The sequence below is a fragment of the Nitrobacter vulgaris genome, assembly GCF_031453995.1.
GTDB lineage: Bacteria > Pseudomonadota > Alphaproteobacteria > Rhizobiales > Xanthobacteraceae > Nitrobacter > Nitrobacter vulgaris.
In genome coordinates, this window is sequence record NZ_JAVDPZ010000031.1 from 16,417 (window position 1) to 41,840 (window position 25,424).

Below are 25,424 nucleotides of genomic sequence, written 5' to 3' on the forward strand. Positions count from 1 at the left end.
TGGGCGTTCGCCCGCCGCTCGTCCGCTTTCCGGCCGCGCAAGGTCGCCCCTTGCGCCCATAAAATCAAGCGCCGCCAGACTCTAAATGATGACTTGTCTAAATGATGACCTGCGTTCCCACCTCGACAACGCGTCCGGTCGGAATCTGGAAATAATCGATCGCATCGTTGGCCGACCGGCTCAGCGCGATGAATAGCCGATCCTGCCAGGCAGGCATTCCCGAGTGCGCGGAAGCCTTCAGCGACCGGCGCGAGACAAAAAACGAAGTCGACATGATATCGAACTGCCAGCCAAGCTTGCGCGCGATCACCAAAGCTTTCGGAACATTCGGCGATTCCATGAAGCCGAAGCGGAGGGTGACGATCGAGAACTTTTCGCTGATGTTTTCCATGCGCACGCGCTCGGTGGGATCGACGCGGGGCGTTTGCGCGGTTTCGATCGTCAGGATGACGTTGTGTTCGTGAAGAACCTTGTTGTGCTTCAAATTGTGTAGAAGCGCAGTGGGCACGAAATTGGGATCGCTGGTCAGAAACACCGCTGTACCCTTGACGATGTGCGGCGGCCGCTTTTCAAGGCTTTGAATGAGATCCTGAAGCGGCACCTCAATACGCCTGGTTTTTTTGATGAGAATCGCCACGCCGCGGCGCCATGTCCATATCAGCACCACCATGGCGATGCCGAACAAAAGCGGCACCCATGCCCCATCAAACAGCTTGAGCAGATTGGCGCTGAAAAACATCACGTCGACAATGACAAGCGGGACGACCAATGCGACCGCGGTCGCTGCATGCCAATTCCAAAGCTTCCGGACGACGACAAAGCCCATGATGCCGTCAGCGACCATCGTGGTGGATACGGCGATCCCGTAGGCGGACGCGAGGCCACTGGAGGTGCGGAATAACAGCACCAACATCAGCACACCGATCAGCAACAGCATGTTGACGCGCGGCAGATAAATCTGACCGGCATGGGCCTCGGATGTGTAGCGCACCTCGAAGCGCGGCAGCAGGCCGAGCTGCACCGCCTGACGGATCAGCGAATAGGCGCCTGTAATGACTGCCTGACTGGCGATCACCGTGGCGGCGGTCGCCAGAATGACAAGCGGCAGGATCAACGGCGCGGGTGCCAGACGGTAGAAGGTGTTGTCGATGGCGTCGGGATGGGCGAGGACCAGCGCCCCCTGTCCGAAATAGTTCAGCAGCAGCGATGGCAACACCAGACAGAACCAGGCCACCTGAATTGGTTTGCGGCCGAAGTGGCCGAGATCGGCGTACAACGCCTCGCCGCCCGTGACCGACAGAAAGACCAGGCCCATGATGACGAGGCCGAGCACACCATGATTAAGCAGGAAGTGAATGGCGTACCAAGGATTCACCGCCAACAGCACATTCGGATCCTCGTGAATGTGCAGAACGCCGAGGACTGCAATCGTCACGAACCACAGCGCCATCACCGGAGCAAACGCCGAAGCAACCCGCGCGGTGCCGTGGCTCTGCACCGCGAACAGCATAATCAGAATCACCACTGTCAGTGGAACGACGTAATCCTCAAGTCCCGGCGCGGCGAGTTTTAATCCTTCGACAGCGGACAACACCGAGATCGCCGGCGTAATCATGGAATCGCCGATGAACATTGAGGCGCCGACCACGCCGAGCGCCAGCAGAAGCAAACTCCGCCGCCCCAGCGCTCGCTGCCCGAGTGCCATCAGCGACAGCGTTCCGCCCTCCCCATTGTTGTCGGCACGCAGCAGCAGGAGAACGTATTTCGCAGTCACGACGATAAAGAGCGACCACAGGATCAGCGACAGCACACCGAGCACGATCGCAGGTGTCACCACGCCCTGTTGCGCGGCGTGATCGACAGCCTCCCGGAAAGCGTACAAGGGCGACGTTCCGATATCGCCGAAGACCACGCCGATGCTTCCGAGCGTTAACGCCCAAAGGCCGCTCGTCTTCGCCGGAGCTTCGCCTTTGGCTCCGGCAATTGGATCGCTAACGGCCATGGTATCGTGCCAACGCTCTGATGATGGTTTTGATCCGGGCTATCGCGCACAAGCACCGGTCCGTCAATCATCGAATAACATTGACAGTCCGCCACCAACCTGCCCGGCGGCCGACAACTTCGTCCGGTAACATAATACTCGCGGCAAATCAGGGTTTCAAATTCGGTGGCAACGGAGGAGGCTCGCGCATCAAGGTAATGGTCACGCGCCGATTTGCCGCCAGTGACGGATCGTCCGGAAACAAAGGCATGCTGTCCGACTTGCCCGATACTGCGAAGATATGACTCGGAGGTAGCCCTTCCCGCTCAAGGATCTGACGAACAACGTTGGCGCGGTCCGCCGACAGGTCAAAGCCGTCATAATCGCTGCGCATTGCGATGAAGTTCGCAGCCGTATGGCCGGTAACTGAGATCCGAAACGGCGTCGCCGCGAGCGGAGCCGCAAGCTTACTGATCAGCATCCGCGTCCGCTCGTAAGGTTGTTTTGAACCCTCCGCGAACATGGACCGGCCATCCTGGTCAACGATTTCCAGGTTGAGGCCTTCCTTGGTTTCCTCGAACATAATGTGTTTGGAGAGCTCTGTCAGTTCCGGCATATCCTGCAGCGCCTGTCGCAGCGACGCGGACGCAAGCGCGAACTCGCGATCCGTCTTGAGGCGAGCGCCGGCAGTCTTGGAACGCTCCTGTTCATCGGGGGTCGGGGTCGTGGAGGTTTCCTCCGGCGGGACGCGCGCGGCGTTCTTCAGCTTGGGCCGCGTCGGCAGCCCATCCGATTCGATGATGCCGGAATATCGCACCTGGGTCTGGGAGCCGAAGGCATCGCGCATCGAGCCCGCGACGATCTTGAGCTTTTGATTATCCATCGTGGAGAATGCGACAAGCATCACAAAGAAGCTCATCATAAGGCCCATCAGATCCGCGAACGTGACGAACCAGCCGTGCCCTCCGCCATGCGCATCGCCGCGCTTCTTTTTGGCCATCGCTGGTTTCCCGACTAGAGCCTTTCCGCTTCTGAAAGAATCAGAAGCGTGGCTCTATGATTTTTGATCTGACGCGTTGTCTTCACGCGAACCGGTATCCATTCTTGAAAACGCCTAGGCTGGAACCGGCTCGCCTTCTTCGTGGCGATGCTTTTCCGGCAAATAGGCCAGCAGCATTTCGCGCACCAGCGCCGGGCTCTTCGAATCCCGGATCATCAGGATGCCGTCTATGATCAAGGTACGATTGGTTTCCTCGTCCAGCAGCTTGCCGTGGAGCTTGTCCGCGATCGGCAGGCAGAACAGGTTGGCGACGAGCGCGCCGTAAAGCGTCGCGAGCAGCGCGGTCGCCATGAACGGCCCCAGCTTGGAAGGATCGGTCATGTTGGCGAACATCTGCACCATGCCGATCAGAGTGCCGATCATGCCGAACGCCGGCGCGCAATCGCCGATTGCGCGGTAGATCTTGCTTCCCTCATCGAGGTGCATGAGAAAATTGTCGCGGTCGCGCTCGAGATTGTCGCGGATGAATTCGAGGTCGTAGCCGTCGGCGACGAAGCGGATTCCCTTGGCGAGGAACGGCTCGTTGGTCTCGACTTTCTCCAGACCTACCGGTCCCTGCTTGCGGGCGATCTCCGCAATCCGCGCCAGCTCATCGACAAGGTCGCGCGCCGACAGCCTGCTCATGGTGAAGGCGAACTTGGCGCCGAGCGGCAGGCCGTGCAGAATCGCACCGAGCGGGAAGCGGATCATCGTCGCAGCGATCGAACCGCCGAAAATGATGATCATCGCATGTTCGCTGACGAACATGTGCAGATCGCCACCCATGAAGATCATCATGGCGACTACGAGCATGCCGAAGGCAAGTCCGGCACCGGTCATGATATCCATGATGAACCCCACGCGTACTCGACCGACCATCCTGGACGGCGGCGCGAACCGTTCTGAGTCACGCCTGGACACCCTAGCTTTTGCGCCATTAAAGACCCGTTACCGGAAAGGTAACTGTTGCCAATGTGTTAACGTCGGACCACAGCAGCTCTAGACAAGAGATCAACGATGCCGTGGTGTCTTGTGCGGTGGCCGCGCAGCCGGTCGGGGAATAGCGCTGGGGACCTATAGTGTTTTCGAGCGAAGCATGTCCTGGGGCTTGACCCGAGGATGGACACCGGTTCGCGTGAAGAAAAACGCGCTAAAGCCCCCGCATCCCATCTTCGATGGATAGATTGCCCGGTCGCCGCCGGCGACCAACGATCACTGAATATTTCCGCTCAAGCGCACAATGGTCCGGCTGCCCGGCTGCTTTCTGCAGGGTTTCTCAATGCGGACGGGAAGACCGGTTGTCTGGCTTGCGCTGCCGGACCGGAATGGTGGGCGAGCCAGCCTCGGCGGATGGCGAGGCTGCTCCCGCAGATAACGGCGCATCGGGAAACGTTTCCTGCACGGCCGCCTTGAGATCCTGATCACGATAGGATTTCCAACCGATCGGAAGGGTCAACAGAAAAATAATGGAGCCGAAGGAGAGGACAACCCAAGGGTAACTGATCAAGAGCGCGATGAAGAATACCACCGACACGAATACCGGCAGCACGAGCTCCGGCTGCACGCGCATCCCGACCGCCTTGCCGGAAAAGACCGGCAGCCGCGACACCATGAGGATCGCTATTAGCAACGTGTAAAACGCCGTTAATACAGCGGGGGGCTGCGGTATGCCGAGAAACGAAAGATAGATCGGCAGAAGCACCGCGATCGCACCCGCCGGCGCAGGAACGCCGGTGAAGAAATTCGCAGCGAAGGCCGGTTTGTTCGGATCATTCATCGTCGCATTGAAGCGGGCGAGCCGCAGGCCGCCGCTGATCGCAAATATCATCGCTGCGATCCAGCCAACATTGCTGAGATCGTGCAACTGCCAGAAGTAGAGGATCAGGCCGGGCGCTACACCGAAATTGACGAAGTCGGCGAGACTGTCGAGTTCGGCGCCGAACTTCGACTGGCCCTTGATCATCCGAGCCACCCGTCCGTCGAGCCCGTCGAGCACGGCCGCGAATACGATGGCCGCGACCGCAAGCTCCATCCGTCCCTCGGTCGAGAGCCGGATCGCCGTTAGTCCCGCGCAAATCGCAAGCAGCGTGATGAAATTTGGCACCAGCATCCGTACCGGGATCGGACGAAACCGGCGGCGGCGCATCTCGGATGATTTCGGGTCGTATGACGTGTGCACGTCCCCCATATAGGAAGGCCTTGCCGGGGCTGCCATCCGCTAGGCACCCCGGCAAGGTACTCAATGGTCAACTGGTTCGAAAGGTCCGACTGCCGTCTGTTTGCTGGAAATCCGCCAACACCGTCTCGCCGGCGACCGCGGTCTGGCCTTCGGACACCAACAATTGCGTCCCCTCCGGCAGAAAGACGTCCAGCCGCGAGCCGAACCGGATCAGCCCGAAGCGTTCGCCCGCTTCGACCGTCTGTCCCTCATGCACGAAAGAGACGATACGGCGCGCAACCAGCCCCGCAATCTGGATCACGCCCACCGGCCCGTTATTCGGCGTTGAGATCACGAGTGCGTTGCGCTCGTTGTCCTCACTCGCTTTGTCGAGTTCGGCATTGATGAATTTGCCCGGGCGATAGGCAATCCGTTCGATCCGCCCCGCGACCGGACTGCGATTAACGTGGCAATTGAACACGCTCATGAAAATCGAAATGCGCTGCAGCGGCATCTCGCCCAGCTCGAGTTCGGCGGGCGGTACAACCGAAGCGATCATCGAGATTCGTCCGTCCGCGGGCGAGACGACAAGGCCCTCTCGGATTGGCGTCACACGGGCGGGATTGCGGAAGAAAAGCGCACACCAAATTGTCAGCAGCGTTCCGATCCAGCCCAGCGGGCTCCAGATCCAGAACAAGATGATGGTGGCCAATGCAAAGCCACCGACGAAGGGATACCCCTTCGGATGAATTGGCGAAATCTGCGCTCGCACGGATCTGGCGCTGGAGCGAACGGATTTCGCGATGGATAGGAGAGTCTGTCGATCTATGGGCATGAGCACCTAATGATATGGAATGAACCTGAGGTGAAGGTGACTTATGAAAACACGATCGACCCTCGATCAGCACCGTTTGGTCCGATGCCTGATTCGGGAGGGTCACCTTGGACCTATTCTACCCCGCCGCGGCGGTTGGCGCCACCAGGGGATCGTCCACAGGAGGTGGGGCGCGATTCGGGGTGCCCTCGTCCTCGCCGATCAGCGCAAGCCTCTCCCGCGCCTCCTCGGCCTCACGTTGCCTATTCCACATGCTCGCGTAAAGACCCTCCGCTGCTAGAAGCTCGACATGGGTTCCCCGCTCGGCAATTCGCCCCCGATCAAGCACGATGATCTCGTCGGCGCCCACAATGGTGGAGAGCCGGTGCGCGATCACCAGCGAAGTCCGGTTGCGCGAGACTCGTTCGAGAGCCTCCTGGATTTCGTGCTCGGTGTGGCTATCGAGCGCCGACGTCGCCTCGTCCAATACGAGGATGGGGGGCGCCTTCAGCACCGTGCGCGCGATCGCCACGCGCTGCTTCTCGCCGCCGGACAATTTTAGTCCGCGCTCGCCGACCTCGGTCTCATAGCCTTTAGGCGACATCCTGATGAAGTCGTCGATTTGCGCCGTTCTGGCGGCAGCCTCGACCTCCTCGTCCGACGCGTCCCAGCGGCCATAGCGGATGTTGTAGCGGATGGTATCGTTGAACAGCACGGTGTCCTGCGGCACCATCCCGATCGCCGCGCGCAAGGACTCCTGCGTAACGTCGCGGATATCCTGACCGTCGATCAGGATACGGCCGCCAGAAACGTCGTAAAGGCGGAACAGCAACCGCGACAGCGTCGATTTTCCAGCTCCCGAAGGCCCTACGATGGCCACCGTTTTTCCCGCAGGTACATCGAACGTCAAACCCTTGAGAATCGGGCGGTCCGGATCGTAGGCAAACCGCACATCCTCAAACCTCACCGACCCCCGCTCGATGCGTAGCGGTTGCGCACCCGTACGATCCTGCACCTCCGCACGGCGGGTCAGCACAGCGAACATCTTTTCGATATCGATGATCGCCTGCTTGATCTCGCGATAGACCATACCCATCAGGTTGAGCGGCTGGTAAAGCTGAATCATCATGGCATTGACCATGACGAAATCGCCCACCGTATGAGTGCCATTGCGCACGCCAAGCGCGCACATAATCATGACGGCCGTCAGCCCGGCCGTGTAGATCACCGCCTGCCCCGCGTTCAGAACCGCCAGCGACGTATAGGTCTGCACGCTTGCCGTCTCGAAGTGCTCCATCGACCGGTCATAGCGCTTTGCTTCACGCGTCTCGGCGCTGAAATACTTTACCGTCTCGTAGTTCAAAAGCGAATCGATCGCCTTGGTGTTGGCATCGGAGTCGGAGTCGTTCATCCGGCGGCGGATTTCGATACGCCATTGCGTCGCCTTGTAGGTGAAGGCCATGTAGACCATGACAGTCACCAGCGTCACCAGAACGTAGCGCCAGTCGAATTGCCAAAGCAGTACGCCCGTGAGCAATCCGACTTCGACCGCCGTCGGAACAAGCTGAAGGATGACGAGCCGCACCATCTCTTCGATGCCGTTGCGACCCCGCTCGAGCACGCGCGTCAACCCGCCGGTCTTGCGTTCGAGATGAAACCGCAGCGACAGCTCGTGCATGTGGACGAACGTCCGATAAGCCAGCCTGCGCACCGCGTGCATCGCGACCTTGGCAAAGATGCCGTCGCGCCATTGGGTTAGCAGCGCCATCAGCACACGGACGGAGCCGTAAGCCAGCGTCATCGCGAGCGGCGACACGATCAGCCACATCGCCCAGTTTTCGGGCTGCACGGGCGCACTCCCTGCGCCGTTCAACGCATCGACCGCCCATTTGAACGTGAAAGGAACGACCAGGGTCGCGACTTTTGCCGCAAGCAACAGCGCCAACGACCATACCACGCGCATCTTCAGGTCGGCGCGGTCTCCGGGCCACATATAGGGCCACAGATGCAAGAGCGCCCTGCCGAGGGTCGCGTTCCGGGTGGGGTCCGCTGAAGGTTTCGCCGGCACGGTTGCCTGATGGAAAGCCGCCTCAGGCATCGCTTAGGCCTGAACCCGGAAATGGCGTCCGCAGCCGCAAATATCGTCTAGTCGAGGTCATATATCCAGGTCATATAGAGCGTTTGGATGCTGCATGCACCCTTACCCGGCAATTCTTTTCGCTACGGAGGCCACCCGCCGGCACTTGACCCCGTGCCGGCAATAGCCGAGCCTTGACGCTGCAATTGTTCTGGGCCACATCGATTCTATGAACACCATCAAAACGGTCTGTGTCTATTGCGGCTCAGGTCCCGGTACAAATCCCAATTTCGTCGAAGCTGCCGTTGATTTTGGTAGAGCTCTTGCCCGGAACAAGGTCGGGCTGGTCTATGGCGGCGGCTCGGTCGGCCTGATGGGCGCCATCGCGACCGCGACCCTCGATCACGGCGGAATCGTCACCGGCATCATTCCGGATTTCCTGACCGCACGTGAACATGCGCTGTCGCGCGTGCAGGAGATGATCGTCACCCGCGATATGCACGAACGCAAGCGCCTGATGTTCGAGCGCTCGGACGCGTTCGTCGCTCTGCCAGGCGGGGTCGGCACGCTGGAGGAGCTGGTTGAGCAGCTCACCTGGCAGCAGCTCGGACGACACAGCAAGCCGATCATGCTGGCAAATGTCGACGGTTTCTGGGAGCCGCTGCTCGCTCTGCTCGCTCATATGAGGGATACCGCCTTCATCCGACCAACGCTCGCAGTGAATGTCCTGCAGGCCGACCGCGTGGAGGACATCCTGCCGAAACTCCGCATCGCCGCGAGCGGCACGCTGGACTCGAAACACATGCCGGCCGACGTCGCCGACCGGCTATAACTAAACGGCAACGGGATCGTTTACGGTGACGCGCCGGACTTCACCAGCTTGTAAAAAACCGAATCCATCAGGGCCTGAAACGACGCATCGATGATATTGGGCGACACGCCGATCGTGGTCCAGCGCTCGCCCTCCTCGTCCTCGCTCTCAAGCAGTACCCGCGTCACGGCTTCCGTGCCCCCGTTGAGGATACGCACGCGATAATCGATCAGCTTCAGCCCCTCGATGTATTTCTGATATTTGCCGAGATCCTTGCGCAAGGCGACATCGAGCGCGTTGACAGGACCGTTACCTTCGGCAGCCGAAATCAGGGGCTGGCCGTCGACCCTGACCTTCACGACCGCCATCGCAACAGTGATGCGCTGACCGTGGGAATTGTAGCGCTGCTCGACGTTGACATCGAACTGCTCGACGTCGAAATACTCCGGCACGCGGCCGAGCGTGCGCCGCGCCAAGAGGTCGAACGACGCGTTCGCGGATTCGTAGGCGTAGCCCGCCGCCTCGCGCTCCTTCATCTCCTGGATCAGCCGCCCGAGCTTCGGATCGTTCCTGTCGAACGCGATGTTGGCGCGCTCAAGTTCGGCAAGCACGTTTGAACGGCCGGCCTGATCCGATACCAGCACCTTGCGGCGGTTGCCGACCGATTCCGGCGGGACATGCTCGTACGTCGCAGGATCCTTGAGGATCGCAGACGCATGAATGCCGGTCTTGGTAACGAACGCGCTTTCGCCGACGTAGGGCGCATGCCGGTTCGGCCCGCGGTTGAGCATATTGTCGAGCGTGCGCGACGCCTGCGTCAGAGCCGCAAGCCGATCCTCGGTTACCCCGATGTCGAAGAGGTCGGCGAATTCTTTCTTTAACTTCAACGTCGGTATCAACGAACAGAGATTGGCATTGCCGCAACGTTCGCCGAGGCCGTTCAAGGTGCCCTGAATCTGCCGCGCCCCTGCGCGCACCGCGGCAAGGGAATTGGCGACCGCCTGCTCGGTGTCATTATGGGCGTGGATACCGAGATGGCTGCCGGGGACGTGCCTCGTCACCTCGCGAACCGTCGCCTCGATCTCGTTCGGCATGGTGCCGCCATTGGTGTCGCACAGCACCACCCACCGCGCGCCGGACTCGTAAGCCGCCATGGCACAGGCCAGCGCGAACACCGGGTCTTCCCTGTAGCCGTCAAAAAAGTGCTCGCAGTCCACCATGACCTCGCGGCCAACTGCCTTGGCTGCCTTCACGCTGTCGCGGATCGACGCCAGATTTTCGTCGTTCGTGGTTCCGAGCGCGACCCTGACCTGATAGGCGGACGATTTCGCGACAAAGCAGATCGCATCCGCCTCGGCCGCGATCAGCGCGGCCAACCCGGGATCGTTGGAGGCCGATCGGCCAGGACGGCGTGTCATGCCGAAAGCGGTGAAACGCGCGTGACGAAGCGTTGGCTTCTGCGAAAAAAACTCGGTATCGGTCGGATTGGCGCCGGGATAGCCGCCCTCGACATAGTCGATGCCGAGATCGTCCAGCATCTTCGCGATCACCTGCTTGTCCTGCAACGTGAAATCGACGCCGTTGGTCTGGGCGCCGTCCCGCAACGTGGTGTCGAACAGATAGAGGCGTTCGCGGCTCATGCCGCCCCTCCCTCCGCCAGCGTTTTCTTCATCGTGGTATTGGCCAGCCACTCGTCGCCGATCGTCACCGAATTGCGTTGCATCGCGACGTAGCCGCGCTTGGCGAAGAATCGCTCCGCCGTATCGCTGGCTTCCACGGTCAGCGCCGTGGCGCCGCGCGCGCCGGCAAGCTTCTCGAGCGCATCGCACAGCGCGGTCGCGACCCCATGCCTCGCCGCGCTCGGATGCACATAGAGCATGTCGATGTGATCGGCGCCCTTGAGCGACGCAAAGCCAACCGGCGAACTCTGAAGCGTCGCCACCAGCGTCAGTTCGCGCGCGAGCCGCGCGCCGAATTTGTCCTCATTATCCGCAGCGGCAACCCAGGCGATCTGCTGCGCCTCGCTGTAGTCATCGCCGGTCAGCTCCTCCACGCTGGCGACAAAGATCGCCGCCAGCACGGGAACATCGGCGGGCAGCATCGGCCGCAGCGCAGGTTTGGGAAGCGCCTGTCCCATCGCGTCAAAATACTCCGAACAGACGGACGACCAGCACGACCGCCGCGACAATCACCGCCCACTTGATGAAAATGTAATAGCGCCAGTGTTTCGGAAATGGCGTCTCCGGCTTGGTCATCGCGCGATCTCCCATGTCGTCACCGGCTTGCCGTCGGCGTCCTTACCGTCCTTCAGGACAACGCCCATCGCAGCGAGTTCGTCGCGTATGCGATCGGATTCGGCGAAGTCTTTTCGCTTTCTTGCCTCAAGGCGAGCGGCCACTAATTCATCGACGTTCGAACCTGCTTGCTGCTCCTGCGATCGCAGCCAACGCGCGTATGAAAATACGTCGATACCAATGGACAATAGCGCTTGATCAAAATCGTCGTCGTACTTGAGTTCACCAACCCTCGAGACCATCAACGGAGTATTCAGATCATCAACGAGCGCCTCTAATATTTCCGGTGAGAGATTCAGTTGACCCGATCGTTCTTTCGCCGCCATTCCGCGACGCACATAATCAAACTGTTTTATTTTACCGCAGATGCGACGAAGAATAGTTTCACTTTCTTCCAAAGCCTTGGTCGTCCAATCGATCGGCTGGCGATAGTGGGTACGTAACATATTCAGCCGTAACACCTCACCCGGCCACTTCCGTCCACCAAACTTCTCCGTGGTCAAAAGCTCATTGATCGTCACGAAGTTGCCGAGACTCTTCGACATCTTCTCGCCTTCGACCTGCAGGAAGCCGTTGTGCATCCAATAGTTCGCCATCGCGTGCGCGCCGTGGGCGCAGCGCGATTGTGCGATCTCGTTTTCGTGGTGAGGAAAGATCAGGTCGAGGCCGCCGCCGTGGATATCGAAGACCTCGCCGAGATAGGCCGCGCTCATCGCCGAGCATTCGATGTGCCAGCCCGGCCGTCCCCTGCCCCACGGGCTGTCCCAGCCCGGCTCGTTATCCGACGACAGTTTCCACAGCACGAAATCGGCCGGGTTCTTCTTGTGCACGTCCACCGCGACTCGCGCGCCGGCCTTCTGCTCATCCAGCCTGCGGCCTGACAGCAGCCCGTAGTCCGGCATCGACTGCACGTCGAACAGCACCTCGCCGCCGGCCTCATAAGCATGGCCGCGCGCGATCAGCTGCTTGATCAGCGTCACCATGTCGGCCTTGCCGTCGGCGCGCGGAGCCACGAATTCGGTGGCGCGCGGCTGATGCGTCGGCGGCAGGCAGCCGAGCGCGGCGACATCGGCCTGAAACTGCGCGGCCGTCTTTTCGGTGACCTCGCGGATCGCCTCGTTCAGCGGCAGGCCCGGAAAATCCCGCCCCGCGCGGTCGTTGATCTTGTCGTCGACGTCGGTGATGTTGCGGACGTAGGTGACATGGTCGGTGCCGTAGATGTGTCGCAGCAGCCGGAACAGCACATCGAATACGATGACCGGCCGCGCATTGCCGATATGGGCAAAGTCGTAGACGGTCGGACCGCAGACATACATCCGCACGTTCGACGGATCGATCGGCGTGAAAACACGCTTTTCCTTAGTCAGCGTATCGTAAAGACGCAGTTCCATAGAATCCCGCTCCAAACCGCCGGGCGTCCAGTGCTCTATTGTGAGAAAAGACGGCCTCGGCCAGCGAATCGCTAGCCCGTAATCTCGCGGCAAATGCCACAAATGGCGAGGAAACCGTTCATTCCGGTCAACATGGAACAGCCGGGGTACATCGTCAAGTTGCGCCCCATAAACGCCTTATTTCGCCGCGAAATCGCCCCGTATTCCCCGTGGCGAACTCCGCCATCACCTTCTCCTTTTCCCGGCCCATTATGCATATTCTCCCCGCAGTTCGGGTTTTTCCCGTCATTCTGGCAGGCGTGGCTCTCTTTGCAGCCACCGCATGCGCCGACAGCCGCATCTTCATCATTGCCAACCACGCCGACGGGTATGGCGTTGACCAGTGCCTTGCCCAAGGCGAAAGCTGCGGAGCCCACGCCGCGCATTCCTACTGCCGGTCACGCGATTTTGCACAGGCCATCGCTTACAGACGCGTCCGGCCTGACGAGATGACGGATTCGATTCGAGGGTCCACAAATTCCTGCCGGCACAGCGGCTGCAACGAGTACGTCGCAATTACCTGTCAACGTTAACGCGCCGATTCATAGCAGGAAAAGCCTGTGTCGCACCAAGGCCGCCACACTCGCGCCCCGGAAACGACGTGACGCTGCCGCGAGAAGCGGATAAGACACGGCCACGCTGGCGAACGGCCATCTAAGTAACGCATCCAGCCTGCACCATCAGCGTGTCGCAACGCAATCAGGCTCGCTGGTTGCGGAAAGATCATCGCGATGGGCTCGTTGTGCGGAAGACAGTTCCTCTTCGTAGAGCAAATTTGCAGAATCGCTCCGGGATCGCTCTGATGGCGGATCATGCCTGACCTTTCCTTTGCCCGCACGATAAGAATATTGGCTTGCGCCGTCGGCATTGCGGGCGCGGCCGCCGATACCTTGGCGCAAGGCGTTCCGCCAGGGGTCAATCCGATTTGCCCGCGGCTCGAGGCGCAGCTCGCAAGCATCGACCGCGGCGGCACTGATCCTGCGCGAGCCGGACAGATCCGGCGCTATGAGGAGGCAGCAGGCCGGCAACAGGCCGAGCTCGAACACGTCATTGCGCAAGCGAGGAGCACGGGCTGCGACAGTTCAGGATTCTTTCAGCTCTTCAACGCCCAGTCGGCGCAATGCGGACCGATCACCCACCAGATCCAGCGCATGCGGACCAACCTCCAGCAGATCACCACCAACCTGGAGCGGCTGCGGGCCGGCAACGGCGCCAGCCCCGAGCGCGACAGTCAGCGCCGCTCCGTGCTGATTGCACTGGCCCAGAACAATTGCGGCCCGCAATATGCGGCAGCCGCGAGGAACCAGGGTTCCTTCTTCGACGACCTGTTCGGCAACCACTCCGACAATCAGACGATCCTGCCGCCGGTCGATTCGGGCGCGCAATCTGGAACCTATCGGACCGTCTGTGTACGTTCGTGCGACGGTTTTTACTTTCCGATCTCGTTCGCCACCACTCCGAGCCGGTTTCCCGACGACGAGCGGACCTGCAAGAATCTTTGTCCTGCGGCAGACGCTGCTCTCTACGCGTATCGTAATCCCGGCGAGGACATGAATCAGGCCGTCTCTACCAGCGGGCAGCCTTATTCGTCGTCGCCGAACGCATTTCGATACCGCCAGGAGTTCAATCCGTCGTGCTCGTGCAAGGCTGCGGGCCAGACATGGGCGGAAGCGTTGAAGGGACTTGACGACAAGGCGACGGCCGCCCAGCAGGGCGACATCATCGTCACGGAAGACGGCGCGCGGAAAATCTCACAGCCGACCGGAGACAAAGGTTCGCAAAAGAAAAACTCAGCGGCGAAAGCCGATGCACCCCAGACCAGCCCCGCGGATACTGCGCCGACCGCCTCCACACCCTCGAACAAGCCGATCCGGTCGGTGGGGCCAACGTTCATACCCGCGCATTAGAGCTGGATGAAAATTGGATGGCAGTTTCCCATTTGCGCTGGCGCGGCCCTTCGGGGCGGGGTCATACTCTGATTTCAGCCGTCATCCCTCGAAGGCTTCCGCCGAAACCGTCCCGGACCGCGAGACGAGATTCTCATCCGGTGCCGGCAATGGTTTACCGGAATCGCGAAACCGGTTGGTGATCGGATAGCGCCGGTCGCGGCCGAAATTTCGGCGCGTGACCTTGACGCCCGGCGCCGCCTGGCGACGCTTGTATTCGGCGGCGGTCAGCAAGCGGTCGACTCGCACGACCACATCGCGGTCGAACCCTTCCGCGACGATCGATGCCAGCGGCTCATCCCGCTCGACCAGCCGCTCGAGAATCGCGTCGAGTAGCTCATAGGGCGGCAGCGAATCCTGATCTAGCTGGTTCTCACGCAACTCGGCCGTCGGCGGCCTCGCGATGATGCTGGGCGGGATCACCTCGCCCGATGGACCAAGCGCGCCGTCCGGCTTCCACGCGTTGCGCAGGCTTGCCAGCCGGAACACCTCGGTCTTGTAGATATCCTTGATCGGATTGAAGCCGCCGTTCATGTCACCGTACAGCGTGGCATAACCCACCGACATTTCCGATTTGTTGCCGGTGGTCACCACCATCGCACCCAGCTTGTTGGACATCGCCATCAGAAGCGTGCCGCGGGCGCGAGACTGCAGGTTCTCCTCCGTGATATCGCGGGGGAATCCCGCGAACGTGCCCGAGAGAATCTCCTCGAAACCATTCACTGCCGGCGCGATCGGCAGCACGTCGTAGCGAATGCCGAGCGCCTTTGCGAGCGTCGCAGCATCGTCGAGCGAGACCTGCTCGGTAAAGCGGAACGGCAGCATGACACCGTGGACGCACTCCGCTCCAAGAGCATCGACGGCGATGGCCGCGCATAAGGCCGAGTCGATGCCGCCCGATACGCCGAGCAGCACGCCGGGAAATCCGTTCTTCCGCACGTAGTCGCGCAAGCCCAACACACACGCGGCATAGTCCGCTTCGTCACCGTCGATCTGGGGGGCGACAGGTCCGTTGCAGTGCCATCCTGCCGCGGACCTGGTCCATTGCAGGGTGATAATGCTTTCTTCGAAGGCTGGAAGCTGGGCCGCCAACGAGCGATCGGCATTCAACACAAAAGAAGCGCCGTCGAACACCAGTTCGTCCTGACCGCCGACCTGATTGAGATAAACCAGCGGCAGATCGCTCTCTGTCACGCGCGCGACCGAGATCGACAGCCTGATGTCGCTCTTGCCTTTTGCATAGGGCGAGCCGTTGGGAACGACAAGAATTTCCGCGCCGGTCTCCGCCAGGCACTCGACGACGTTCTCGTACTCGGCGGATTCCTCGACCCAGGTATCTTCGCAAATCGGCACGCCGATCCGTACGCCCCGAATTTTCAGGGGTCCTCCGACCGGCCCCCGCGCGAATACGCGCTTTTCGTCGAATACGCCGTAGTTCGGCAGATTGACCTTGAAGCGGATCGCCGCGACCCGCCCCTCATCCAGCAGCGCATACGCATTATAGAGTTTGCCGCCATCGACCCATGGCGTACCGATCAGCATGGCCGGGCCGCCGTCGGAGGTCTCCCGCGCGAGACCTTCGATCGCCTCGCGGCAGGCAGCCTGGAACGCTGGCCTCAGAACCAGATCCTCGGGCGGATAGCCGGCAATGAACAGCTCCGGAAGCGCCACCAGCGCGGCCCCGTCGGCCTTGGCCTGGGCACGCGCCGCGCGAGCCTTGGCGGCATTGCCGGCAATGTCTCCAATCGTCGGATTCAATTGGCCGAGCGTGATCTTGAAGGTTGTTTCGGTCATGGACGCTTGTTACCCGCCCGGCGTCTCAGAAACCAGAGACCGCCGGAATAGGTTTCACCTTTCCGTTCCGATCGTGCCTCAGCAACTCGGCAATGAGGAATGCCATGTCGATCGACTGCTCGGCGTTCAGGCGCGGATCACAGACGGTGTGATAGCGGTCGTTAAGATCCTCGTCCGTGATCGCGCGCGCGCCACCGATGCACTCGGTGACGTTCTGCCCGGTCATCTCTAGATGAACGCCGCCGGCGTGCGTGCCCTCCGCGGCATGAATACTAAAGAACGACTTGACCTCCGACAGGATGCGGTCGAACGGACGGGTCTTGTAGCCGCTCGTCGACGTGATGGTGTTGCCGTGCATCGGATCGCATGACCACACGACAGCACGGCCCTCGCGCTTCACCGTGCGGATCAGTTGCGGCAGATAATCGGCCACCTTGTCCGAGCCGAAGCGGCCGATGAGCGTCAGGCGACCCGGTTCATTCTCAGGGTTTAGCACGTCGATCAGCTTCAAAAGTTCGTCCGGCTTGAGCGACGGGCCACACTTCAGCCCGATCGGATTCTTGATGCCGCGGAAATACTCGATGTGGCCATGATCAAGCTGGCGGGTGCGATCGCCGACCCAGATCATGTGGCCCGACGTCGCGTACCAGTCGCCGGTCGTGGAATCGACCCGCGTCAAGGCCTGCTCGTAACCGAGCAGCAGCGCTTCGTGACTGGTATAGATGTCGGTCGACCGCAGTTCCGGGTGGCTCTCAAGGTTGAGCCCGCAGGCGCGCATGAAATTGAGCGCATCGAAAATAAGATCGGCCAATTCCTTGTAGCGGCGCGACTGCTGGGAGTCCTTCAGAAAACCAAGCATCCACTGATGCACGCTGCCAAGATTGGCAACCCCCCCGGTCGCGAAGGCACGCAGCAGGTTTAGCGTCGCCGCCGACTGCCGATAAGCCATGATCTGACGATGTGGATCGGGTATTCGCGACTGTGCGCTGAACGCAATGTCGTTCACGATGTCGCCGCGGTAGCTCGGCAATTCGACGCCGTCGATCTTCTCCATCGGAGATGAGCGCGGCTTGGCAAACTGGCCGGCAATCCGGCCGACCTTCACAACCGGCAACGCGCCGGCATAAGTCAGAACCACCGCCATCTGTAGCAGCACACGGAAGAAGTCGCGGATGTTGTTGGCGCCGTGCTCGGCGAAGCTCTCGGCGCAGTCTCCGCCCTGCAGTAAAAATGCCTCGCCGTTTGCGACTCGGGCCAAGGCTTTCTTCAGATTGCGCGCCTCACCCGCAAACACCAGCGGCGGAAACGTAGCAAGCTGCGCCTCGACTTCGCCCAATACCTTCGTGTCCGGATAAACCGGAACCTGCTGCACGGGCTTGGTGCGCCAGCTATCGGGTGCCCAGCGCTCGGACATAAGGTCAACTCCTGAGCAAAAACCGTCACTTAACGGGAATGAAGACCGGTATATACACTCACCGGCCGGGCCGCGCCAGTTGGCATTAAGTTTTGCCGCACAAGGCGTTGTGATAAAAGGAATACTTTCTTCCGACTTATCGAGAAAGACCCCGATCCTGATCGGCGTCGGACAACAGTTGCTTTCAGGTATGTCGCCGGATCAAAGTCCTCAATACCCACGGGGTTTGGTCCGAACGTTCACTCGCTGCTTTTACGCACATGGCGTTCAGTGGGCGTCCGCATCGTCACGAGTTCTTCGGCCGCGGTGGGATGCAACGCCATGGTGGCGTCGAAATCGGACTTGGTCGCCTTCATTTTGATCGCAATGCCGAGAACCTGCACCATCTCGGCCGCGCTATCGCCGACGATGTGGCAACCCAGCACGCGATCCGTCGTCGCATCCACGACAAGCTTCATCAGGATATGGGTATCGCGACCAGACAATGTCGCTTTCATCGGACGGAAGGTCGTCTTGTATATATCGACGTGGGTGAACTGCGCGCGAGCCTGCGCCTCGGTCAAACCTACCGTGCCGACCTCGGGCTGGGAAAAGACCGCAGTCGGAACATCCGCATGATCCACGCGCGTGGGCTTGTTCCCGAACACCGTATCCGCAAACGCGTGCCCTTCCCGGATGGCAACCGGCGTCAGGTTGAAGCGATGCGTCACATCGCCGACCGCATGGATATGCGGTACGTTCGTTTGCGAAAAGCCGTCAACGGCAATGCCGCCGTTCTCCGGGTTGATGGCAACGCCCGCCTTCTCGAGGCCGAGATTTGCAACGTTCGGATGCCGGCCGATCGCAAACAGCACCTGATCGGAGGCAATGCTCGACTCGTTCGATAAATGAGACGTGAACTCGTCGCCGTGCCGATCGACCCTTTCGACGACGCAACCCGTCAGGATCGTGATGCCGTTCTTTTCCATTTCGGCGCGGACATGAGCGCGGACGTCATCGTCGAAGCCGCGCAGGATATTATCGCCGCGATAGATCAGGGTCACATCGCTGCCGAACCCGGCAAAGATGCAGGCGAACTCGAGAGCGATATATCCGCCGCCCTGAATCGCAATTCGCTTCGGTAGCTCCGCGAGATGAAACACCTCGTTGGAAGAAATTACGTGCTCGATGCCGGGAATGGCACGTCCGTGGTTGGGCGCGCCCCCTGTTGCGATCAACACATGCTTCGAACGGATCGTCTCACCAGTCGTTAGTCGGAGCGTGTGCGCATCCTCAAAGACCGCCCTCGTCTTGACGACCCGCACGCCCGCCTTCTCGAGGGTAGACGTGTAAGCCGCCTCGAGCCGGGCGATCTCCTTGTCCTTGTTAGCGATCAGCGTCGGCCAATCGAACGTTGCTGACGAAATCGACCAGCCAAAACCGGCGGCATCCTCGATGTCGTGGCGGATATGAGAGCCGTAGACCAATAGCTTCTTCGGCACGCACCCCCGGATGACGCAGGTGCCGCCCATCCGGTATTCTTCCGCAATCACGACGCGCGCGCCATACCCGGCGGCGATGCGCGCGGCGCGAACGCCGCCCGACCCACCGCCTATGACGATCAGATCGACGTCGAAATCAGCCATGCTGAGGAGCTAGCCGAACTCAGATTTCCTTGCCGCGCTTGCGCATTTCCGCACGAAATTCGCCATTGACGACATCGGCGAACTGCTGCGCCCATTCGTTCATGTACTTCATGCTCGCTTCGATCGCCTTGGGCTCCTCTGTGATCAGCTTTTGCCCCAGCGCAGACTTGTAGAACGTGACAAGGTCCTTCAACTCCTGCTCCGTGAAATGACTGGCATAAATCTTTGCCATGCCGTCGCCGATTTCCTTCTCACGGCCCGCCAGCGACTTTGCAACGATCAGGGCAACCTCGTTGAGATCCTTCTGATAGTTCAGGTTGGCTTGAAGCAGCGTGGTCTTGGTCCGCTCGACCATGCCCGGAATGGCATTTGCGTATATCGCCCCCGCGTGCTTCAGCGTCAGAAGTTCCTTGGCCGAAGCGACGGCGGCGGCCGTCGGCTGGCTGGCTTGCTGAGCTTGTGCAAGGGCTGGGAACGCCAGCGCCACGGCAAGACAAGCTGCTGGCAGAAACTTTGAAAGACACCTCATCTCAATTCTCCTTATTGCGGCGCTATCGCCGCTCGACAATGCGAATTCCCTGCGCACCCGCCAGCATCGCCACGCCTGCCAGGCCAATGAAAAGGCCGTGTTCGACGACGCCAGGTATCGGATTCAACAGTCCGGCCAGATAGGATGCATCGGGTATTTGCCCAAGATGGGCATCAAAAATCCAGTGGCCGCCATCAGTGACGAAAGCATGACCATCCGGTCCCTTTCTGATGACCAGTTCACCCGAAACGCCGGCTTTTGCAAACACCTCCGTAATCGCACGTCGCGTTGCGGCGAGCCCGAACGGAATGACTTCGATCGGCAGGGGAAAGCGGCCCAGCCGCGCCACCCACTTTGTCTCATCCGCGATTACGATCATGCGGTCCGACGCTGCAGCCACGATTTTCTCGCGCAGAAGCGCCCCGCCGCCACCCTTGACCAGATTTAGATCGGGGTCGATTTCGTCGGCGCCATCGACCGTCAGATCGAGCCTGTCGAGGTCGTCCAGGGTGGTCAAGGGAATGCCGCACCGCTCCGCGTCGGCTCGCGTGACCTCTGATGTCGGCACGCCCACAACTTTCAACCCGTCGCGCACGCGCTCGCCCAAAAGCTCGACAAAGTGCTTGGCGGTAGATCCCGTTCCGAGACCCAGTCTCATGCCGTCCTCGACATATTCAAGGGCACGCGCCGCAGCCTGTCTTTTCAATGCATCCAACGTCATGAGGACCTCGATCTTGCGCGGCCTCGCCCTCGCTGCGAGGCATTTCCAGGATGGTTACTAGCGGCGTTTGGCCGGAAGGAACAGGGCGTCGGGTGTTTTTCGTAGCCTTCCGAGAGCCGAGGCCAGCCGCACTTCACCCTTGCATGTCCGACGGGAGGCGGGTACCGATCCACCATCATGACATCTTCCCCTCCTCCCATGGTCGTGTTCGACCTCGACGGGACGCTGGTTGATACCGCGCCCGATCTCGCCGCCGCGCTCAACTTCGTCCTCGACCGCGAGGGCCTGCGCACCGTGTCGTTGCCGACAGCCCGCTCGATGATTGGCGCAGGGGTTCGCCGCATGATCGAACGTGGCCTTGAGCATGAGGATCGCTCGGCGACACCCGATGAGGTCACGCGGATGATGGGCGACTTCATCGACTACTATACGGCGCATATCGCCGACGCATCGCGTCCGTTTGAGGGACTTATCGAGGCGCTCGACGAGTTGTCGGCGCGAGGACATTGTTTCGCCGTCTGCACCAACAAGCTGGAAGCGCTTGCCAAGCTGCTGCTGGACCAACTGGGGTTGAGTTCGCGGTTTTCTGCAATCTGTGGCGGTGACACCTTCGGCGTGTCCAAACCAGATCCCGCGATCTTGCGGCAAACCATCGCGCAGGCGGGGGGCAACCCCCAAACCACCATTATGGTTGGTGACGCAGGTCCCGACATAGGGGTGGCGCGCCGGGCTGGAATCCCCGTTATCGGGGTCACATTCGGCTATACCGAAGTCCCGGTCGCAGAACTCAAACCCGACCGTGTTATCAGCCACATGAGGGAGCTGCCGGACGCAGTCGCCGCACTGCAAGCTGCGACTCTGAACGTAACCAGCTGATCAATCGGTCCGGTCGAGCTGGTCTGAGATATATCGCGATTGAGGCCGTAGCGGGCGATCTTCCCCGCCACACGGTCCAGCCGGCGATGGTGGGACGGTTCGCCGCCTCGAGGGATCACGCGCCGTCTCGGCCTGCACTGGTGCGTTAATCTCAATGGATTTCTTGCGCACCGCAGCAGAGCCGGTACATTGTGCCCCGGCCAGAACACGCCTACATTAGAAAAGAAACAAATACCTCCTACGCCGTTGCAACAAGGCAAATGAAATGACCGGTTGTTCTGCCCCCGCCGAGACTTCGGGCTCCCGGAAAATGGTCGACCCGTTCGGCCGAAACATCAGCTATTTGCGCGTGTCGGTCACGGATCGCTGCGACCTTCGCTGCTTTTATTGCATGTCCGAGGATATGACTTTTTTGCCCAAGGCGGATCTGCTCACGCTGGAGGAGCTTGATCGTCTGTGTTCGGCTTTCATCGCCAAGGGCGTGCGCAAGCTGCGGCTGACAGGTGGGGAGCCGCTGGTTCGCCGTAACGTGATGTCGTTGATCCGCTCCTTGTCTCGCCATCTCGGGACAGGGGCGCTGAAGGAGCTGACACTCACGACAAACGGATCGCAATTGGCCCGTTTCGCGAACGAGCTTAAGGATTGCGGCGTGCGACGGATCAACGTGTCGCTCGATACGCTTGACCCTGCCAGATTTCGTGAGATCACGCGCTGGGGCGACATCCAGAAAGTCATGGCAGGCATTGACGCTGCACAAGCCGCGGGGCTCGCGGTCAAGATCAATGCGGTTGCGCTCAAACACCTGAACGAGGACGAAATTCCATCTCTGATGGAATGGGCGCACAGTCGAGACATGGCGCTGACTCTCATCGAAGTCATGCCGATGGGCGATATCGGCGCATCCCGCGCCGATCAGTACCTGCCGCTATCCATGCTGCGCGCTCGGCTCGAAGGTCAATACACCCTCACGGACCTCGATGACAGTACAGGCGGTCCCGCCCGCTACGTTCGAGTCAGTGAGACCGGCGGCAAACTTGGCTTCATCACGCCGATGACCCACAATTTCTGCGAATCCTGCAACCGCGTCCGTATCACCTGCACCGGCACCCTGCATACCTGCCTCGGACACGAAGACGCCTCCGATTTGCGCCGGCCGCTCCGCGCATCACCCACCGACGATCTGCTGTACGAAACGATCGATCGCGCCATCGGCCTCAAGCCGAAAGGCCACGATTTTATTATCGACCGTCACAACCGTCCGAGTGTAAGCCGTCACATGAGCGTAACTGGCGGGTAGCGATTTAGACATTCGCCCGTCTGGCCGCATCCCGAAGCGAAGGTTGGCGGACCTGCCTTGACGGTATCGGTGATTCATTATGCGTGGGGCTTGATCCGAAACCCCATGCCCGCAATGACATTTTCAAAGGCTTCTATCCAAGTCGTGATTTCCTGGAACCTTCGCTTCTGACGAAATCAGAAGCTGCTCCATGTCTCTCATCTAACGCGTTTTCTTCACGCGAGCCGGTATCCACTTCGCTCGAAAACGCTATAACCGCTCAGCGGTCCGCCACACCCCAAAACCATCAACGGCCCGGTTGACTGCGGCAACGTAGCATTGGAATGGTGCGACGCCCTTCATAGCCAGCATCCGACAGGCCGCCGTATTCCACAATCTGGCACAAACAACCGCTGTTGCGGCTTCGGAGAGATGCCTTCTGAAGTCCGGCTTCAGTGATCGCGGTCGGCAGCCGCCAGGAGGAATTGATGCGTCCGTTACTGGCGCTTAGCACGGCCATCGACCGGCTCAATGAAAAGGTTGGGTACGTATGCAATATCCTTGTGCTGCTTGCCGTGCTGGTGAGTGCCGGGAATGCGATGATCCGATATGCCTTCGACTACAGCTCGAACAGCTGGCTCGAATTGCAGTGGTACATGTTCGCCATCCTCGTAATGTTCGGTGCATCTTATACCTTCAAACGCAACGAACACGTCCGCGTCGAGATCTTCTATCTGTTCCTGTCCGAGCGCGGCAAGCTCTGGCTTGATCTCATCGGAACCCTTTTTCTTCTCATTCCGACCTGCCTGTTGCTCAGCTACCTGTCTTGGCCTTTCTTCATGCAGTCTTATGCGATTGGCGAAATGTCAGGAAATGCCGGTGGTCTCGTCCGCTGGCCGATCAAGCTCGTCGTCCCCCTCGGATTCATCATGCTCGCGCTTCAAGGTGTCTCGGAAGTGATTAAGCGGGTCGCGGCGCTACTCGGCGTTGTCACGATCGATGCGACGTACGAGAGACCGACTCAATGATCACGCTGGAAATGATGCCGCCGATGATGTTCGGCGGCCTGGTTCTGGCGATGTTGATCGGCTTTCCGGTCGCCTTCACATTGGCTGCGGTGGGGCTCTCGTTCGGATTCCTTGCGATCCATCTTGGCTTCTTCGATCTGAATTTCCTTCAGGCCATACCAGGGCGCGTGTTCGGGAGCGTGCTGTCTAACGAGTTGCTGCTCGCGATTCCTTTTTTTACGTTCATGGGATCGGTGCTTGAGCGCTGCGGCCTCGCGGAGGACATGCTCGACTCGATGGGCCAGTTGTTTGGACCAATCCGCGGTGGCCTTGGCTATTCGGTCATACTTGTCGGGTTCATCCTTGGCGCCATCACCGGCACGGTCGCTGCTCAGGTGATCGCCATGGCGCTCATCTCGATGCCCGTGATGATGCGGTATGGCTACAACATTCGCTACATCACGGGCGTGCTGGCAGCATCCGGCACCATCACTCAACTCGTTCCGCCTTCCCTGGTGCTGATCGTCCTGGCCGATCAACTCGGAAAATCGGTCGGCGACATGTATCTCGGCGCGTGGGGGCCTTCGCTGTTTCAGATCATGCTGTTCGCCGGCTACACTTTCCTGCTTGGCCTCTTCAAGCCCGATCACGTCCCCCCGGTGCCACAGGAATCCCGCACGCTCGCCGGCTGGCCGCTTTGGCGCAAGTGCCTGATGGGCATCATTCCCTCCGCCGTCCTGATCTTCGTCGTGCTCGGCACCATGATGTTGGGCCTTGCGACTCCGACGGAAGCAGGTGCGATGGGCGCTGTCGGCGCTATCGTGCTGGCGACCATTCACCACAAAGATTTCAGCAGTACCGGCCGAAAACTCCTGATCATCGGCGCGACCACCGGAGGCATCGGAACGCTCGTCGGAATTTTCTTGGCCGAGGGATTGGTCTTCAAGATCGCGTTCGCTGTTACCTATCTCGCAGTCGTGTGGATTTGTCTGGAAGCCGTCCGTATCCCGGGACTGCGTGACCTCATCAAACAGGGTTATCAATCGACGATGCGCCTCACCACCATGGTGACGTTCATTTTGATCGGCTCGACATGTTTCTCGGTGGTGTTTCTCGGGGTATCCGGCGGCGAGTGGCTGGAACACCTGCTGACATCGCTGCCAGGCGGCGTATGGGGCTTTCTCATCTTCATCAACGTCTTCATATTCTTCCTGGCGTTTTTCCTCGATTTCTTCGAGATCGCCTTCATCATCCTGCCAATGATCGCTCCGGTGGCCCAGAAACTTCTCGCTCCTATCGTCGGTGCAGACGCGGCCTTGATCTGGTTCGGCGTTATGATCTGCGTCAATATGCAGACCTCGTTCCTTCACCCACCATTCGGTTTTGCACTATTCTACCTGCGCGGCGTCGCCCCACGAGAGGTAAAGAGCTCCGACATCTACTGGGGTGCGGTGCCCTGGATTGGATTGCAAATCATCATGGTCGTTCTTGTGATCGCGGTCCCCGCGAGCGTGACAAGTCTGCTTGGCAAAGCGACAGCCGTCGATCTCAACAAGATCAAGATCGAGGTTCCGATTATCGATGTAGCGCCGCTCGATTTGGGTCCAGCACCAACAAACCGACAATAGATGC

General features: G+C 60.2%; 22 protein-coding genes. 7 read left to right on the forward strand and 15 right to left on the reverse strand.

Going from position 1 to position 25,424, the window contains the following annotated elements; all coding sequences use genetic code 11:
• Positions 1-97 precede the first annotated feature (97 nt).
• From GGQ85_RS16175 to GGQ85_RS16200, 6 genes are all read right to left on the reverse strand, one after another.
• Positions 98-2,002, reverse strand: coding sequence for a potassium transporter Kup (locus GGQ85_RS16175; RefSeq protein ID WP_079446280.1), 1,905 nt, complete (start codon positions 2,000-2,002; stop codon positions 98-100).
• A gap of 148 nt (positions 2,003-2,150) precedes the next feature.
• Complete coding sequence (locus GGQ85_RS16180; protein WP_309775376.1) at positions 2,151-2,981, reverse strand: flagellar motor protein MotB; 831 nt, start codon at positions 2,979-2,981, stop codon at positions 2,151-2,153.
• Between the two features lie 114 nt (positions 2,982-3,095).
• Complete coding sequence (locus tag GGQ85_RS16185; protein ID WP_079446278.1) at positions 3,096-3,869, reverse strand: motility protein A; 774 nt, start codon at positions 3,867-3,869, stop codon at positions 3,096-3,098.
• Between the two features lie 427 nt (positions 3,870-4,296).
• Positions 4,297-5,208, reverse strand: coding sequence for a CDP-diacylglycerol--serine O-phosphatidyltransferase (gene pssA, locus GGQ85_RS16190; RefSeq protein ID WP_244553442.1), 912 nt, complete (start codon positions 5,206-5,208; stop codon positions 4,297-4,299).
• Positions 5,209-5,266: 58 nt separating this feature from the next.
• Positions 5,267-6,013, reverse strand: a complete 747-nt coding sequence (locus GGQ85_RS16195) for a phosphatidylserine decarboxylase (RefSeq protein ID WP_079446277.1) — start codon at positions 6,011-6,013, stop codon at positions 5,267-5,269.
• A 118-nt stretch (positions 6,014-6,131) separates the two neighbouring features.
• Positions 6,132-8,090 (reverse strand): ABCB family ABC transporter ATP-binding protein/permease, encoded by a 1,959-nt coding sequence (locus tag GGQ85_RS16200; protein ID WP_079446276.1) that lies wholly within the window; start codon positions 8,088-8,090, stop codon positions 6,132-6,134.
• Positions 8,091-8,298: 208 nt separating this feature from the next.
• On the opposite strand from GGQ85_RS16200, the gene GGQ85_RS16205 reads away from it, so the two are divergent.
• Positions 8,299-8,901: an LOG family protein gene (locus GGQ85_RS16205; protein WP_079446275.1), complete on the forward strand. Its 603-nt coding sequence runs from the start codon at positions 8,299-8,301 to the stop codon at positions 8,899-8,901.
• A 20-nt stretch (positions 8,902-8,921) separates the two neighbouring features.
• Here the strand turns inward: GGQ85_RS16205 and cimA are convergent, their stop codons facing one another.
• From cimA to GGQ85_RS16225, 4 genes are all read right to left on the reverse strand, one after another.
• A complete protein-coding gene (cimA, locus tag GGQ85_RS16210; protein ID WP_309775377.1) occupies positions 8,922-10,520 on the reverse strand; it encodes a citramalate synthase in 1,599 nt (532 codons plus the stop codon).
• Positions 10,517-11,017: a GNAT family N-acetyltransferase gene (locus GGQ85_RS16215; protein ID WP_309775378.1), complete on the reverse strand. Its 501-nt coding sequence runs from the start codon at positions 11,015-11,017 to the stop codon at positions 10,517-10,519. Before GGQ85_RS16215 ends, cimA begins: the two co-directional genes overlap by 4 nt.
• Before the next feature lie 114 nt (positions 11,018-11,131).
• Positions 11,132-12,565 (reverse strand): cysteine--tRNA ligase, encoded by a 1,434-nt coding sequence (gene cysS, locus GGQ85_RS16220; RefSeq protein ID WP_309775379.1) that lies wholly within the window; start codon positions 12,563-12,565, stop codon positions 11,132-11,134.
• Positions 12,566-12,636: 71 nt separating this feature from the next.
• Complete coding sequence (locus GGQ85_RS16225; RefSeq protein ID WP_309775391.1) at positions 12,637-12,960, reverse strand: hypothetical protein; 324 nt, start codon at positions 12,958-12,960, stop codon at positions 12,637-12,639.
• Here GGQ85_RS16225 and GGQ85_RS16230 point away from each other — a divergent pair.
• Together GGQ85_RS16230 and GGQ85_RS16235 are read left to right on the forward strand one after the other, a co-directional pair.
• Entirely contained in the window at positions 12,865-13,137 is a 273-nt protein-coding gene (locus tag GGQ85_RS16230; protein WP_309775390.1) for a hypothetical protein, read from the forward strand. The genes GGQ85_RS16225 and GGQ85_RS16230 overlap by 96 nt on opposite strands.
• 279 nt (positions 13,138-13,416) lie before the next feature.
• Entirely contained in the window at positions 13,417-14,511 is a 1,095-nt protein-coding gene (locus GGQ85_RS16235; protein ID WP_309775380.1) for a DUF2865 domain-containing protein, read from the forward strand.
• Positions 14,512-14,592: 81 nt separating this feature from the next.
• Here the strand turns inward: GGQ85_RS16235 and GGQ85_RS16240 are convergent, their stop codons facing one another.
• The 5 genes from GGQ85_RS16240 to rpiA all read right to left on the reverse strand — a co-directional run bounded on the left by GGQ85_RS16240 (position 14,593) and on the right by rpiA (position 20,633).
• The gene (locus GGQ85_RS16240; RefSeq protein WP_309775381.1) at positions 14,593-16,344 is read right to left on the reverse strand and encodes an NAD+ synthase; all 1,752 of its coding nucleotides are present in this window, start codon (positions 16,342-16,344) and stop codon (positions 14,593-14,595) included.
• 25 nt (positions 16,345-16,369) lie between these two features.
• Positions 16,370-17,758, reverse strand: a complete 1,389-nt coding sequence (locus GGQ85_RS16245; RefSeq protein ID WP_309775382.1) for a class II 3-deoxy-7-phosphoheptulonate synthase — start codon at positions 17,756-17,758, stop codon at positions 16,370-16,372.
• Positions 17,759-17,997: 239 nt separating this feature from the next.
• Positions 17,998-19,383: a glutathione-disulfide reductase gene (gene gor, locus GGQ85_RS16250; RefSeq protein WP_309775383.1), complete on the reverse strand. Its 1,386-nt coding sequence runs from the start codon at positions 19,381-19,383 to the stop codon at positions 17,998-18,000.
• Positions 19,384-19,402: 19 nt separating this feature from the next.
• Entirely contained in the window at positions 19,403-19,912 is a 510-nt protein-coding gene (locus GGQ85_RS16255; protein WP_079446267.1) for a DUF2059 domain-containing protein, read from the reverse strand.
• 22 nt (positions 19,913-19,934) lie between these two features.
• Positions 19,935-20,633, reverse strand: coding sequence for a ribose-5-phosphate isomerase RpiA (rpiA, locus tag GGQ85_RS16260; RefSeq protein WP_079446266.1), 699 nt, complete (start codon positions 20,631-20,633; stop codon positions 19,935-19,937).
• 177 nt (positions 20,634-20,810) lie between these two features.
• On the opposite strand from rpiA, the gene GGQ85_RS16265 reads away from it, so the two are divergent.
• The 4 genes from GGQ85_RS16265 to GGQ85_RS16280 all read left to right on the forward strand — a co-directional run bounded on the left by GGQ85_RS16265 (position 20,811) and on the right by GGQ85_RS16280 (position 25,420).
• A complete protein-coding gene (locus GGQ85_RS16265; RefSeq protein ID WP_309775384.1) occupies positions 20,811-21,509 on the forward strand; it encodes an HAD family hydrolase in 699 nt (232 codons plus the stop codon).
• 265 nt (positions 21,510-21,774) lie between these two features.
• A complete protein-coding gene (gene moaA / locus GGQ85_RS16270; RefSeq protein WP_079446264.1) occupies positions 21,775-22,806 on the forward strand; it encodes a GTP 3',8-cyclase MoaA in 1,032 nt (343 codons plus the stop codon).
• Positions 22,807-23,273: 467 nt separating this feature from the next.
• A complete protein-coding gene (locus GGQ85_RS16275; RefSeq protein WP_309775385.1) occupies positions 23,274-23,813 on the forward strand; it encodes a TRAP transporter small permease subunit in 540 nt (179 codons plus the stop codon).
• Positions 23,810-25,420 carry a TRAP transporter large permease gene (locus tag GGQ85_RS16280; protein ID WP_309775386.1) on the forward strand — a complete coding sequence of 537 codons (1,611 nt, stop codon included), beginning with the start codon at positions 23,810-23,812 and terminating at the stop codon, positions 25,418-25,420. The genes GGQ85_RS16275 and GGQ85_RS16280 overlap by 4 nt, the downstream gene beginning before the upstream one ends.
• Positions 25,421-25,424: the final 4 nt, after the last annotated feature.